The following is a 13,043-nucleotide window of genomic DNA, read 5'->3' as shown; positions in this document are numbered from 1 at the left end:
GGGAGCTCCAGTGGTCCACGGGGTTCGAACGCTGTTCGGGGTCCATGGTGACCATGCCTCGTGGTGAGGAGGGGAGGCCGCGCACCTGTCGGGTGGGGGCGCCGCCCGGGGGCAGGGGGCGGCGCCCGTCTCGGGGGTCAGGCGCCCGCGGCGTGGGCGGCCTCGACCCTGGTGTCGGCGGGTGTCTCGGTGAAGACGTCGATGTCCTGGCGTCGGGCCGTGGAGGCGCCGATGACGGCGGGAACCATCGCGGCCAGGGCGAGCACGGCCAGGGTGGCGCCGACCCACAGCGGGGCGCGCAGGCCGAAGGTGTCGATGCCGAGTCCGCCGATGGCGGAGCCGACCACGACGCCCATGGTGATGAACGAGGAGTGCAGTGTGTTGACCAGGGCGCGGGCGTTTCCGGCGCGCTGGACGCGGGTGATCATCGCCGGGTTCAGGGTGATGCCGACGAGTCCGATGCCGACCATCGCGAGCAGCGCGAGCGCCGGGATGTCGGCGAACAGGGCGAAGGTGACCAGGAAGAGCGTGTTGAGGACCAGTCCGGTGACGATGACGGTGATGGTGTGGGACAGGGCCAGGCGGCCGACGACGATGTTGCCCACGACGGTCGCCGCGCCGTAGCCGAGCAGCAGCAGCGGCACGATGTCCCGGGAGAAGCCGGTGACCTCGGTGAGGATCGGGGCGAAGTAGGAGAAGGCCGCGAAGGTGGCCCCGATGATGAGCGTGGAGGTGGCCATGATGAACCACAGGCGGGGCCTGCGGAACACGGTGAGTTCGGAGCGGAGCTGACCGGCGTCCTCGGGCCGGTCCAGGCGGGGCAGGGCGATCATGGTGGCCACCGCGACGACGACGGTGAGCGCGCCGACCGCGACGAAGGCGGCCCGCCAGCCGAACTGCTCCCCGATGAGGGTGGACAGCGGCAGGCCGAGCAGGGTGCCCACCATGAGGCCCTGGAGGGCCACTCCGGTCGCGCGGCCCCGCAGGTGCGGCTGGGTGACCTGGGCGACCGCCGACAGCGCCACGCCGAAGAACGCTCCGGAGGCGGCGCCCGTGACGATCCGGGCGACGACCATGGGCCAGTAGGAGGTGGCGGCCGCGGCGAGGGCGTTGCCCGCGAAGAAGAGGACGAACAGGACGAGGAGTGCGTGGTTGGTGCGGAGTCTGAGGACGGCGACCGTGGCGATCGGGCCGCCCAGCGCCATGGCCAGGGCGAACGCGGTGACGAGGTAGCCGATCTGCGGGATGGTGGCTCCCAGGTCCTCCGACATCTGCGGCATGAGGCCGCTGACGAGGAGTTCGCTGGTGACCATGGCGAAGATGCCGAGCGCCATGAGGTAGACGGACTTGGGCATGGGATCCTTCCTCCCGGGGTTTTGAACAGAACAGACCAAAACTGGGGCACACGCGGCGGCAGAAGATGACAGGGTGGGCGGGCCGGAGGACCGGGACGCCGTGGATCGGCGCCTCGGCCCGCGGCCGTCAGGACGTCACGGGGTCAGTGCGCGCACACCGACCGCCGCGATGCCCTCGAGGGTCTCGCGGTCCGCTCCCGACTGGGCGGCGATCCGCATACCGGAGATCAGCGAGGTGACGTACCAGGCCAGGTCCCCCGGATCGCGGTCGTCGACGACGGAGCCGTCGAGCTGGCCGTCCATGACGGCCAGCCGCAGCGACGACAGCCGTCTTTGCAGGTCGGCTTCGATGATCCGGGCGACGTTGGGATTGCGCGAGGCGAGCGTCGTGATGGTGTTGACGGTGAAGCAGCCCGACTGGCCGCCGTTGTCGCGGTTGGCCATCTCGTCGTCCACGATCACGGCGAGCAGCGACCGGATGCGCTCCAGTCCGCTGCCCCGCGTGTCGAGGACGGCCACTTGTCTGGCGGTCATGGTGTTGACGTAGTACGAGAGCGCCCGCCGGAACAGGTACTCCTTGGAGTGGAACGTGTTGTAGAGACTGCTTCGGGTCAGCCCGGTCGCCCGACAGAGGTCCTCTGTCGACGTCCCGTCGAACCCCTTGGCCCAGAACTCGTCGCAGGCCGCCCTGACCACACGGTCTTCGTCGAACTGGCGTGGTCTCCCCATAATGGGAAGCGTACCAGCTTCTGGATGGAATAGACCAAAACCGGTTCGGGCACCGCTGCCCGGAGCCGAATAGGACCCGGTGCCCGAACCGGCGGCCCGTCCGCCGGCTAGGCGTTGCGCCCGCCGTCGACGCCCAGTCTGGCCCCGGTCGTGAACCCGGCGTGCGGCGACGCGAAGTAGGCCACGGCCTCCGCGACCTCCTCCGGGGTGGCGAACCGTCCCAGGGGCGACAACTCCTTCTGCGCCGCCGCGTTGGGTCCGTCCTGCGGGTTCATGTCCGTGTCGGTGGCGCCGGGGGCGACCTCGTTGACCGTGATGCCGCGCGGCCCCAGGTCGCGGGCGAGCGCCCTGGTCAGACCGGTGATCGCCGCCTTGGAGGCCGCGTAGGCGACGTAGCCGGGACCGGGCACCCGCTCCCCCAGGCAGGAGCCGATGTTGACGATGCGCCCTCCCTCCCCCAGGTGCCTGCTGGCGGCCCAGGAGGTGAGCAGGGGGCCCCGCACGTTCACGTCGATCACCCGGGACGCCACCGCGGGGTCCATCTCGTCGATCGACGCGAACGAGGGATCGAGGACACCGGCGTTGTTGACCAGGACGTCCAGTCCGCCCAGCAGTTCCGCGACGCGGTCCACCACCGCCACGGCGGCCACGGCGTCGCCCGCGTCCCCCTGGACGGCGACGGTCAGGCGCCCGGTCTTGTCGGTGATGGAACGGGCGACCGCCTCGGCGGTGCCGCTGTCGGAGTGGTAGCTGATCGCCACCGAGGCGCCCTCTTCCGCCAGCCGGAGGGCGATCGCCGCACCGATGCCCCGGCTGCCGCCGGTCACCAGTGCCGCCTTCCCGTCGAGAAAACCACTCATGTCCTTCCTCCCTGTCCGGTCCCGGAACGCTCCCGGGCTCCCTCGTCGAACGCGGTTCCGTCCGCGAACTGCAACTGGACCGACCCGTACTTCTCACCGACCGCGTTGACCCGGGCGTCGTCGGCCGGGTCCCGCGGCGGCGCGGGCTGTCCGGCCACGACCGGACGGCCCGCCTCTGAGAAGAAGTGCTCGTAACCGCCGGGGGTGAAGATCAGCAACTGCCGGGCCGGATGGGTCCCGGTGTTGCGGAACCCGTGGACGGTCCCGCGCGGGATGAACACGAAGTCCCCGGCGCGGGCGTGGAAGGTGCGCTCCCCGGCGTAGATCTCCAGTTCGCCGTCGACGACGTAGAACGCCTCGTCCTCCACGTCGTGGGTGTGCAGCGGCGGCCCCCCGCCGGGCGGCACCGACGCCTCGACCAGCGCCATCGCCCCGCGCGACTCGCCGCCGCCGATCTTCACCGTGTAGACGTCACCGTTGAGCCACACCATGCGCCCCCGGCCGCGGGGCCGGTACAGGACCTCGGGTTCGGTGATCGGGTCGCCCGCTCCCTCCGGGACGCTCACGCGAGGACCTCCTCCGCCACCTCGGCCGTGCCACTGGACTCCAGCATCCGCCCGTCGACGAGGACGTCGCTGGTCTGGGCGGGCGTCTCCCGTCCGTCGCGGTCGACGGTGAGGACGCGCAGCCAGGCGTCGCAGCAGCCGACGAACACCCCCTCGGAGGTGGTGCGCACCAGACCGGGCGCGGGCGGCTCCCCCGGGCCGACCACGGGCTCCCCCACGGACAGGATCGTGACCGTCCGCCCGTCCCGGGTCCGCGCGAACGCTCCCGGATGCCGGTAGCCCGCGCGGACGTGGCAGGCGACCTTGTGCGCCGGATAGGCGAAGTCCAGGCGGTAGTCGTCCGGTCCGGGCCGGGTGAAGTAGGTCCGCTCCGAGGGGTCCTGGGGGGTGCGGGTGAAGGTGCGCGCCGCCAGTTGCGGGATGAGGTCGAGCAGCATCAGCACGTTGGCCCGCTCCTGGACGGTGCGCAGCTCCAGCGCGGTCTCCCGGCCGGTCAGCGGCGTGGCGTGCTGGGCGAGGACCGCCCCGGTGTCGACCCCGGCGGCCATCTCGATCGCGGTGACCGCGCCGTCGGTCTCGCCGTTGCGCACCATCCAGTAGAAGGGGGCGAGTCCGGCGTAGCGCGGCAGCGGGCTGGGGTGGAAGTTGACCGAGGTCACCTTGGGCACCGCGAGGAGGTCGGCCTTGAGGATCTGCTGGAAGTTGCCCACGATCAGGTAGTCGGGCTCCAGGGCGCGCAGGCGGGCGACGACCTCGGGGGCGTTGACGCTCTTCGGACGCAGCACGGGTACCCCCAGGGTCTTGGCCTGCGCCTCCAGGTCCACCTGCCGCTCGTCGGCGACGAAGTAGTCGCACAGTTTGCCCGGCGGGCTCGTCACGACCGCCGCGAGGTCGGTCAGCGGGTGGTGGTGGAGCATGTCGAGGAAGGGCTCGCCGAGCTTGGAGTTCACCTCGGAGAGCAGGATGACGCGCGCGGTTTCGGGCATCACGTGACTCTTTCTGCTGTGGGGAGGACGGTGTTCGGCATCGCCGCGCGGCGGCGATCAGAAGAAGGGCGAGGAGGACCTGCCGCCGAGCAGGACGTTCCCGGTCAACTGGAGGATCGACTCCTGGGCCACCGCGTGCTGGCACATGGTGGTGGCGTCGCGCAGCCACCGGTCCAGGGGGGAGGTGTCGCGGTAGACCGCGGCACCTCCGACGAGGTCGTAGAGCCGGTGCACGATCCGGCGGGCGGTCCGGAAGGCGTTGTAGCGGGCGAGCACGGTCTCCACCCTGGAGTCCGCGTCGCGGTCCGCTCCGCGTTCCAGCGCCTCCCACTGGCGTTCCAGGGTCGCGTAGACCGCCTCCCGGGCGGCCAGCAGTTCCATCTCCAACTCGGCGACGGTCTGCTGCACCCGGTAGTCGGCGGTCCAGGGGGTCTTGGTCTCGCGGTCGCTGCGTCCGGGCGCCATGCCGCGCACGTGGTCCAGGGCGGCCCGGGCCATCCCCAGGGGGACGCCGGACATCTTGCGCAGGATCGCGTCGGGGGCGTCGTGCAGGGGGCCGGTGCGCACGGGCCGGTGGAAGGAGAAGGTGTGCTCCTCGGGCACGAACAGCCCGTCGACCCGGTAGTCGAAGGAGCCCGATCCGGCGAGGCCGGTGGTGTGCCAGGTGTCGACGAGTTCGTAGGCGTCGGGGGAGGCCAGCGCGATCCGCCACTCCGGCTCGCCGGTCTCCTCGTCGATGACCGGCTGCCCGTCGGGGCCGTGGACGGTGCATCCGGCGGCGAGCACGTCGCAGTGCGTGATGCCGGACCCGAAGCGCCACCGGCCCGACACCAGGTACCCTCCGGCGGTCCGCTCGGCGCGACCGTGGGGGTAGATCCAGCCGGACTGGGCGAGGTCCAACGAGGGGTAGAGCTTGCGGGCCGCCTCCTCGGCGAGGAACCCGGAGTAGATGCCGGAGTCCATGCCGATCATGACGCACCAGCCCGCGGAGGTGTCGCCGTAGGCGACGGCCTCCACGATCCGGGCCTGCTCGATCGAGGTCAGGCCGGGGCCGCCCCACTCCTCGGGCATGGCGGCGCGGAAGACGCCCGCGCCGCGCAGCAGGTGGACCACGTCCTCGGGCAGTGACCGGTGCCGCTCGATGCGCGCGGACTGCTCCCGCAGCACCGGTTGCAGGCGCCGGACGGCGTCGAGGATCTCGTCGAAGGAGTTGGGGATGTCGGCACCGCCGTGGGGAGTGGCCGGACCGGTGCTCGGGGAGGCAGGAGCGTTCATGGTGTTTCCTTCCGGTGGTCAGGAGTAGCGGCCGGGCGCTATCACGCGGTTGGGGTCCAGGGCGGTCCTGATCCTGCGGACCAGGTCCAGGGAGACGGGGTCGCTGAGGCGGTCCATCCAGGAGGCGTGCTCGATGTCGAGCCGGTAGGGCAGGTATCCGGCCGCCGTGAACATCTCGTAGAGGAGGTCGAGGGCGCGGTGCGCCCCGGCGGTCCGCTCCGCGCTGGACCGGTCGAACCGGAGGGAGACCACCAGGTCCACCACGTCGGGATCGAGGGCGTTGACGGTGGCTCCCGGGCGGATGCCGGTGCGCGCGTGGACGTCGTCGAGGAGGCGGAGCGCGGCGGCCACGTCGGCGCCGGTGTAGGGGACGAGCGGGAGGAAGAAGATCCAACCCCCGCCCGCGGAGTCGACGTCGGGGGCGTCCCGGCCGACGGCGGAGCGCAGCATGTCCTCGTGGTGGTCGGTGTTGCCGGAGTGCCCGGCCTCGATCACCCGGGAGACCACGTCGTCGTCCGCGGGCGGGGTGCGGTCGGAGCGGTGGACGGCGGTGAACAGCCCGGACGCCTCGGCCTCGTCGGTCACGATCCGGGTCAGCGCGTCGGCGACCGCGGGCGTGCCGCCGACGCTGAGGTGCGCCAGGTGCCCGGCCGTGTCCCGGGTCCCGTAGGAGGAGGCGGAGGTGGTGTCGTAGATCTTCAGGACGCCCTGGAAGAGGCCCTGCGCCTGCCAGCGGCGGAACGTGTCGACGGCCCGCCGCAGGTTCTCGGCCGGAAACGTCAGGCGGAGGACCCGCTGCGCCTCCGGACGGTGCGGCAGCCGGATCACGCCCGCCACGGCGATTCCCAGGTCGGACTGGGTGTACAGGTGCAGCAGGGAGGGGCCGAGACCGTGGGGGTTGGGGGCGCCCGCGGCCTCGTCCCCGGGCCACCATCCGACGCGCGCCAGGGTTGCCTCGGGGGTCACCACCTCCAGACCCACGAGGTCGTGGACGCGCTGCCGGCGCAGTCCGACGCCGCGGTCGAGGGCGTTGCCGAGGACGCTGGTGTGCCCCGACGACGCGGTGACGTTGAGCATGCGGCCGGTGTCGGCCAGGCGCGCGGCCAGTTGGCGCTGGGTCACGCCCGCTTCGACGACCGCCCATCCCCGGTCGGTGTCGATCCGCCGGATCCGGTCGAGGCCGTGGAGTTCCACGCGCACCGCGCCGCCGTGCACCGGTTCGCGGGACCCCAGTCCCCAGTTGTGGCCGGTGGAGACCGCGTACAGGGGTGGGCTGCCCGGGGTGTTGAAGGCCCGGACCAGTTCGAGCACCTGCTCGACGGAGGAGGGGCGGAGCACGGCGGGGGTGGGGCGGACGGCGAATCCGGACACGTTCGCGCCGGGTGGCGGGGGCAGGAGGAGTCGGCTGTCGTCCCCCACGATCTGGCGGGCACGGGTGAGCAGGGGGCTCGGGACGTTCTCGGGCATGGGAGGTCTCCCGCTGCGGGTTGTGGCGTGTGTGTCGGCGGTGGTCGAGCGGTGGCGGTTGCGGGGTCAGGGGCGCTGTGGACCGGCGCCCTCCAGGTAGACGTGGCGCGGCTCGCGGCGTCCGTCGAGGCGGGCCAGCGCCATCACCCGTATGGTGTGCGGGGCCTGGCCGTCCCAGTCGGGTTCGGCGGCGCACAGCATCGGCACGTCGAGGAGGCGGCTCTCCCGGAGGGCCAGGGGCGGGATCTCGGCGGTCAGGTCGGGGGTCACGGTGAACCACAGGCACTCCACGTCGGCGGGGGCGAGCCGGTTGGCGTCCACGAGTTCCCGCACGAGGCGGACGGTGGCCTCCGCGACGGCCTCGCGGGTGTCGCCGCCGACCCCGGTGCCGCCGCGGACGGCGCGCAGCGTCCCGCTCATGCCGGCGTCATCCGTCCGTGGTGGAACAGCAGCGCGCTGTGGGCCGTGTCGCCCAGGTGGGTGGCCGTGACCCGTCCCAGGTACACGTGGTGGTCGCTTTCCTGCCTGACGGAGACCACCTCGCAGGCGACTCCGGCGATCGCTCCGTCGAGGATCCGGAAGCCGACCGGGGTGGCGGTGAGGTAGGGGGCCAGTCGCTCGCCCGTCGGCTTGTCGGACGAGGCGAACAGCCTGGCCTGGTCCTCCTGGTCCCCGGAGAGGAAGCTCAGGCGGAACTCTCCTGTGGCGTCGATGATCCGGACGGCGCGCGACGTCTCGTGGAGGGACACCAGGATCGTCGGCGGGTCCAGGGATATCGACGTCAGCGAGTTCACGGTCGTCGCGATCGCCGTGCTTTCGTGCCCCGCCAGAAGGACGGCGACACCGGTGGGAAAGAGCCTCATGACCGACCTGAGATCGGGTCTCCGCGCCGGAGCGTCGGAAATCTTCCGGTTCATCGTTGTTCCCTTCCTGGTTTCAACCGGCCCTGCCGGACGGTGGACAGCTCCGGAGACAGCGGCGGGAATCACAAGAGGAAATAAAAGCAGTTTTAGACACTTCATTCCAATAAGGTCAAACTAGCACGCGCCACCCCGAACTGTTATGTGATACGGATCACGCGACAGAAGCCCGAATGAATTCCCAGCACGAACGACACAAGGATGGACAACGGGAGAACCCACAGCTCAGAATTGTCTTCCCTGCTGGAAGGGGGCCACGGGAAGCAGGAACAGATTCCTCCCGACCAGCCGATTCACCCCTGACCAGGAATTTCTTCCGGAGAAACAGGAAAACCGGAGACAAACTGCGGACATCCGTGGCGCCACCGGCCGACCGGCTCGAAACCTTCTCCGTCCAACCGGTCCCGGATCCGCCCTCCACCAGGGACTTCCGCCCGCCCACCACGGGACGGCCCCCGGCTCAGCGAATAGTCGGAACGGAACAGAACGACTGGGAGGCAGTCGGAACGGAATGGGACACGGAATTCGCGGCACGTCGACGGGAGCGGTGCGGGGGCTTTCGACGGGTCCCGGAACTCCGCCGCACAGGAGATTGAAATTTCAAGGAATGCCCGTCCGTCGGCGGCGGCCGGGACGGTCCGGGCGACGGCGCGAGCGGTTCCGGACCCCGGGAAGGCCGGGGATCGGGATGGCGGTTCACTGGCCGGTGGGCCAGGTCTCCTCCTCCCCGGTCTCCGGTTCGGCCGGGCGCAGCGGAGTGAGTGCCCCGGTGCGGTCGACGTGGAGGAAGGCGTCGTAGCGCCGGGCCAGCACGGTGGGCACGTAGTTGCCGCGCCGTTCGCTGCCAGGATGGTAGACCACCCCGATCGCCCGGTGCGGGAGGCTCTCCCGCCCCCACTCCGCCGCACTTCTGCCGTCCGGTCCGGCGGAGTCGAGGAGCAGCAGCGCCGTACGGCCTCCGGTGGCGTGGTGCAGCAGGTACTCCACACTGCCCTCCCGCGCGGGCGGCACCGGCATGCGCTCGGGAGGCGCGCCCCAGGTGTCGGCCGCGGTCACCTCTCCCTCGTAGGTGCCGAAACCGACGAGCACCACCCCCTGGTCCGCGTGGCGCTCGCGGACCAGTTGGCCGACGTTGACCATGCCCGCGTAGGCCATGTCGGTGGCGCGGGCATCGCCGATGTGGGTGTTGTGCTCCCACACCACCGCCTTGGCGTGCGGTCCGTGGTACCGCATCAGCCGGTCCAGGGTGTCGGCCATGTGGTGGTCCCGGACGTTCCACGACTGCGGGCCGCCCCGCGCCATCGTGCGGTAGTACCGTTCGGCTCCGGCGAGGACCTCGGCGTTCTGCCGCGCGGCGAACTCGGAGAGGTCCCCTCGGGGAGGGACTGCCTCGTCCGCGCGGCGACGCATCTTCGTGAGCAGGTCCACCACCGGCGTCTCGCAGTCCTCGGGGACCAGCCTGGTGGCGTACGCGTAGGACTGGGGGTCCTCGGCGTAGGGCTCGAAGCAGCGGTAGGCGCGCAGCGCGGGCTCCACCTGCCCTGGGGCGTTCTCGCGCAGCCACCCCACAACCGCGTGCAGTGACTCCCAGAGACTGTAGACGTCCAGTCCGAAGAACCCGACCCGCCGCTGCGGCGGCCGTTGGAGGTTGTGGGCGCGCAGCCACCGCGCGAACTCCAACACCTCGGTGTTGGCCCACATCCACCGCGGCCACCGCCGGAAGCCCTCCAGCACCTCCCGCGGATCGTCGGGAGTGCCGGGCTCGTCCGTGACGCTGCGGTGCAGCGCCTGGCAGTCCGGCCAGTCCCCCTCCACCGCGACGAACGTGAAGTCCTTCTCCTCGATCAGGCGCCGGGTCAGTTCCGCGCGCCACCGGTAGAACTCGGCGGTGCCGTGCGACGCCTCGCCCACCAGCACATAGCGGGCCCCGCCGATCCGCTCCAGGAGCGGGTCCAGCGACTCGGGTCCGCTCAGGGGGCGGAGATCGGGAACCACGGAACCGAGGCGTGTGCGTGTCACGGTGTTGTCCATCACTGTCTCCCTGTTCTGCCGCGAACACCCTGACGCCGGACGGTTCGCTCCGCGCGGGCGCGAGGCGGACCGGTCGGCGGAATCCGCCGCTCACCAGCGCACTTCCTCGTCGGCGGGATGGCAAAACCCGGGAGCGCGAACTGACGCGCCGCCGTCGCCTCCCGCCGCGTCTCCCGGGTCTCCCGCTTCGGCGGTGGCGTCGAACCGGTCCCGGGAGGAGTGCTCCTCCGCCAGGGCGGGCACGGCCGTCGCCACCAGCACCCTGACCGCGTCGAGTCGCGGAGAGGGCGGTGAACGCTCCGAACAGTCCCGGAACGTGGCTCGCCCGCAGCGGGCGCCGTTGCGCAGGCTCACGGCCGCGCCGAGGAAGGGAGGCGCGACGGCGGTTCCGTAGAGGAGGGGCCGGGGGCACGCCGGACTCGTGGGAGGTTTCGGGGCACGCGCTCTTTACGCGGCGGACCCGGTCCGCGTGTCCGTGCCGTCACCGGCGTTCCCGGCACTTCGCCTCCGCACCGGCCTCCTCCCGGACTCAGCGCAGCAGCGTGAAGAAGAGCACGCAGACGACCGTGCCCAGCAGGGCGCCCGCGACGGTCTGGGCGGTGGTGTGGCAGTCCAGTTCCACGCGCGACCAGCCGACGCACGCGACCAGGGGGAAGGTCACGGCCAGCATCGGGCCGTAGACGAGGGTGAGGACGGAGGCCACCCCGGCGGCGACGGCGGTGTGCACCGAGATCTTCCACCACCTGGTCACCACGGTGGTGCTGACCAGACCCGCCAGCATGGCGACGACCAGCGCGAGCACGGCGCGCGGGGCGTCGAGGACGGCGAGGGCGGCGGTTCCCGCCGCCACGCAGCCGATGGCGATGAGGAAGGGGACGGTCCGCTGGCTGCGGTCCCGGATGTGGTGGTCGCTCCAGTGGCCCCGCCGCACCCCGACCAGGACGACCGCGTACGGCACGACGGCGCAGAACAGGACGGCGAACAGTCCCCACCCCACCCCGGCGAGGCTGTGCGTGCTGCTCCAGCCCACCACGGGCAGGACCGTCACGACGAGCACCACGGGTGCGAAGACCTCGCTGACGACTGTCGCCGTACGACGCAGCAGCACGCGGGACGGAGCGGTGTCGGTCACGGTCGATCCTGTTCTGCTACGGAAGCCACGGAGAGTACTGCGCACCATACAGCCGAGGAGCGGGCCGGTCGCCGCACCGCCGGCTGTGTCTTTCCCCACCGGGTCCCGAACACTCCGCAGGGTGGCGGACGGGGAGGCCCCGGCGCCGTCCCGTCCGCCGGCCCACCGCCGGGTTCGCGGCCGTCGAGACGGCTCCGAACAACACGGAGAAGGCGGCGATCGCCGGTCCGCCCCGCGCCCGTTGAGCGGCAGCGGCAGCGGCAGGACCACGGTGTGGAGACCGGCGAGGCCGCGGCGGCGAAGACGCCGAGGACGGGACGTCCGGTTCCGGACACTCTTCCCAAGATGATCACATGAGTTCCTCCGCCGAGCGGACCGACTCCGCGCGGCGGGGACTCCGGCCGCGCGGTGGCCGGGGCTGGAGCGGACTCCACCCGGCCGGGGCGTGCGGCCTTCCGGGAAGCACCCCGCTCGGGAGCGTTCCCGAACAGGTTCACACCGGTGACGGCACGCGCCCATGACGGTCCCCCTCCCGGCCACGGGGACCAGCGCTACCACACGTCCTCAGACAGGACCGTTGATCTGTTCCCGGCAGCGCCGCCGCGCACGGCCGCCCCCGCGGTGGGTTCACCGGCTCCGGTCGAGTGCGGCGAGCAGCGCGGTCAGGGCCGGACCGAGGGGCGCGTCGAGGGTCAGCAGGGCGTGGGCGTCGCCCCGGGTGGGGCCCTGGTTGACGATCGCGACCGGGATGGCGTGCTCGGCGGCGCGGCGGACGAACCGGTAGCCGGACGCCACCGTCAGCGAGGAGCCCAGCACCAGCAGCGTTCCGGCGTTCTCGGTCAGCTCGTAGCACCGCTGCACGCGGGGGCGCGGCACGTTCTCGCCGAAGAAGACCACGTCGGGTTTGAGCACGCCACCGCAGGACCGGCAGTCCACGACGCGGAAGGAGTCGATCCACTCGTCGGTGAGAGCCGCGTCGCCGTCGGGGTTGACCTCGTCGGTGGGGGCGCGCCAGTCGGGGTTGGCCGCACGCAGCCGCCGGTCGAGTTCGTGGCGCGGGGTGCGCCGCCCGCACGCCAGGCAGCGCACCCGGTGCAGACTGCCGTGCAGTTCGACGACCTGCCTCGCACCGGCGGCCTGGTGTAGTCCGTCGACGTTCTGGGTGATGATCCCGGAGACCAGGCCGCGGGCCTGGAGCGCGGCGACGGCGCGGTGCCCGGCGTTGGGCAGGGTGCGGTCGATGTGCCGCCAGCCCAGGTGGCTGCGCGCCCAGTAGCGGCGACGGGCCTCGGCGCTGCCGACGAACGTCTGGTAGGTCATCGGCTCGGCCCGCCGCCTGCGCCCGGTCTTCCCCCGGTAGTCCGGGATGCCGGACTCGGTGGACAGCCCCGCCCCGCTCAGCACCACCACGTCGCCGTCGGCGACCAGGTCGGCCAGCATGCGAAACCCGGTGCCGGCGAGCGGGTCACCGGAGCGGGAAAGCACGTCGGACCCCGCGTCGAACCCTGTGTCCATGTCACCCGCCCGCGCCGCCTGACGTCCACGTCCGCCCAGGGTATGGCACCGGCTCACGCTCGTGCGCCGCGCCGCGTGCGCCTGGCCGCGCCCCTGGTCCGCCCCGCCTCCGTGGAACCGAGCCCCCGGGGATTCTCCGCCTCTCCGGCCGCGGCCGGATTCCTGTCCGCCCGGCCCCGCACAGGACTACAGACTGTGACGGACCTC

13 protein-coding genes are annotated in these 13,043 nt (G+C 71.9%); all 13 read right to left on the bottom strand.

The features are described from left to right. Positions 1-137 precede the first annotated feature (137 nt). Positions 138-1,355, bottom strand: a complete 1,218-nt coding sequence (locus NI17_RS05965) for an MFS transporter (protein ID WP_170162999.1) — start codon at positions 1,353-1,355, stop codon at positions 138-140. A gap of 135 nt (positions 1,356-1,490) precedes the next feature. Next, positions 1,491-2,084, bottom strand: a complete 594-nt coding sequence (locus NI17_RS05960) for a TetR/AcrR family transcriptional regulator (protein WP_068692459.1) — start codon at positions 2,082-2,084, stop codon at positions 1,491-1,493. Between the two features lie 107 nt (positions 2,085-2,191). Further along, positions 2,192-2,944: an SDR family NAD(P)-dependent oxidoreductase gene (locus tag NI17_RS05955; protein ID WP_068692458.1), complete on the bottom strand. Its 753-nt coding sequence runs from the start codon at positions 2,942-2,944 to the stop codon at positions 2,192-2,194. After that, positions 2,941-3,510, bottom strand: coding sequence for a quercetin 2,3-dioxygenase (locus tag NI17_RS05950; protein ID WP_243597636.1), 570 nt, complete (start codon positions 3,508-3,510; stop codon positions 2,941-2,943). The genes NI17_RS05955 and NI17_RS05950 overlap by 4 nt, the downstream gene beginning before the upstream one ends. After that, on the bottom strand, positions 3,507-4,496 hold the full coding sequence (locus NI17_RS05945; protein WP_068692456.1) for a methionyl-tRNA formyltransferase: 990 nt from the start codon (positions 4,494-4,496) through the stop codon (positions 3,507-3,509). The genes NI17_RS05950 and NI17_RS05945 overlap by 4 nt, the downstream gene beginning before the upstream one ends. Before the next feature lie 57 nt (positions 4,497-4,553). Continuing rightward, positions 4,554-5,771, bottom strand: a complete 1,218-nt coding sequence (locus tag NI17_RS05940; RefSeq protein ID WP_068692455.1) for an acyl-CoA dehydrogenase family protein — start codon at positions 5,769-5,771, stop codon at positions 4,554-4,556. A gap of 18 nt (positions 5,772-5,789) precedes the next feature. Next, on the bottom strand, positions 5,790-7,238 hold the full coding sequence (locus tag NI17_RS05935; protein ID WP_068692454.1) for an FAD-binding oxidoreductase: 1,449 nt from the start codon (positions 7,236-7,238) through the stop codon (positions 5,790-5,792). Between the two features lie 66 nt (positions 7,239-7,304). Beyond that, complete coding sequence (locus NI17_RS05930; protein WP_068692453.1) at positions 7,305-7,658, bottom strand: chorismate mutase; 354 nt, start codon at positions 7,656-7,658, stop codon at positions 7,305-7,307. After that, positions 7,655-8,101: a flavin reductase family protein gene (locus tag NI17_RS05925; protein ID WP_234402003.1), complete on the bottom strand. Its 447-nt coding sequence runs from the start codon at positions 8,099-8,101 to the stop codon at positions 7,655-7,657. The genes NI17_RS05930 and NI17_RS05925 overlap by 4 nt, the downstream gene beginning before the upstream one ends. Positions 8,102-8,854: 753 nt before the next feature. After that, positions 8,855-10,177, bottom strand: a complete 1,323-nt coding sequence (locus NI17_RS05920; RefSeq protein WP_234402002.1) for an erythromycin esterase family protein — start codon at positions 10,175-10,177, stop codon at positions 8,855-8,857. A gap of 102 nt (positions 10,178-10,279) precedes the next feature. Then, entirely contained in the window at positions 10,280-10,543 is a 264-nt protein-coding gene (locus NI17_RS05915) for a hypothetical protein (protein WP_068692450.1), read from the bottom strand. A 175-nt stretch (positions 10,544-10,718) separates the two neighbouring features. After that, entirely contained in the window at positions 10,719-11,321 is a 603-nt protein-coding gene (locus NI17_RS05910; RefSeq protein WP_243597635.1) for a phosphatase PAP2 family protein, read from the bottom strand. Between the two features lie 627 nt (positions 11,322-11,948). Continuing rightward, positions 11,949-12,836 carry an NAD-dependent protein deacetylase gene (locus NI17_RS05905; protein ID WP_068692449.1) on the bottom strand — a complete coding sequence of 296 codons (888 nt, stop codon included), beginning with the start codon at positions 12,834-12,836 and terminating at the stop codon, positions 11,949-11,951. Between the last annotated feature and the right edge of the window lie 207 nt (positions 12,837-13,043).

The organism is Thermobifida halotolerans (assembly GCF_003574835.2).
GTDB lineage: Bacteria > Actinomycetota > Actinomycetes > Streptosporangiales > Streptosporangiaceae > Thermobifida > Thermobifida halotolerans.
The sequence above is the reverse complement of the archived record's forward strand: the minus strand, read 5'-3'. Positions and strand labels throughout refer to the sequence as shown.

Bases quoted from the DNA above. Each gene is read 5' to 3' on its own strand.
- NI17_RS05960 (WP_068692459.1), bottom strand. From the start codon at position 2,084: ATGGGGAGACCACGCCAGTTCGACGAAGACCGTGTGGTCAGGGCGGCC.
- NI17_RS05940 (WP_068692455.1), bottom strand. From the start codon at position 5,771: ATGAACGCTCCTGCCTCCCCGAGCACCGGTCCGGCCACTCCCCACGGC.
- NI17_RS05955 (WP_068692458.1), bottom strand. From the start codon at position 2,944: ATGAGTGGTTTTCTCGACGGGAAGGCGGCACTGGTGACCGGCGGCAGC.
- NI17_RS05945 (WP_068692456.1), bottom strand. From the start codon at position 4,496: ATGCCCGAAACCGCGCGCGTCATCCTGCTCTCCGAGGTGAACTCCAAG.
- NI17_RS05935 (WP_068692454.1), bottom strand. From the start codon at position 7,238: ATGCCCGAGAACGTCCCGAGCCCCCTGCTCACCCGTGCCCGCCAGATC.
- NI17_RS05905 (WP_068692449.1), bottom strand. From the start codon at position 12,836: ATGGACACAGGGTTCGACGCGGGGTCCGACGTGCTTTCCCGCTCCGGT.
- NI17_RS05925 (WP_234402003.1), bottom strand. From the start codon at position 8,101: ATGAGGCTCTTTCCCACCGGTGTCGCCGTCCTTCTGGCGGGGCACGAA.
- NI17_RS05965 (WP_170162999.1), bottom strand. From the start codon at position 1,355: ATGCCCAAGTCCGTCTACCTCATGGCGCTCGGCATCTTCGCCATGGTC.
- NI17_RS05930 (WP_068692453.1), bottom strand. From the start codon at position 7,658: ATGAGCGGGACGCTGCGCGCCGTCCGCGGCGGCACCGGGGTCGGCGGC.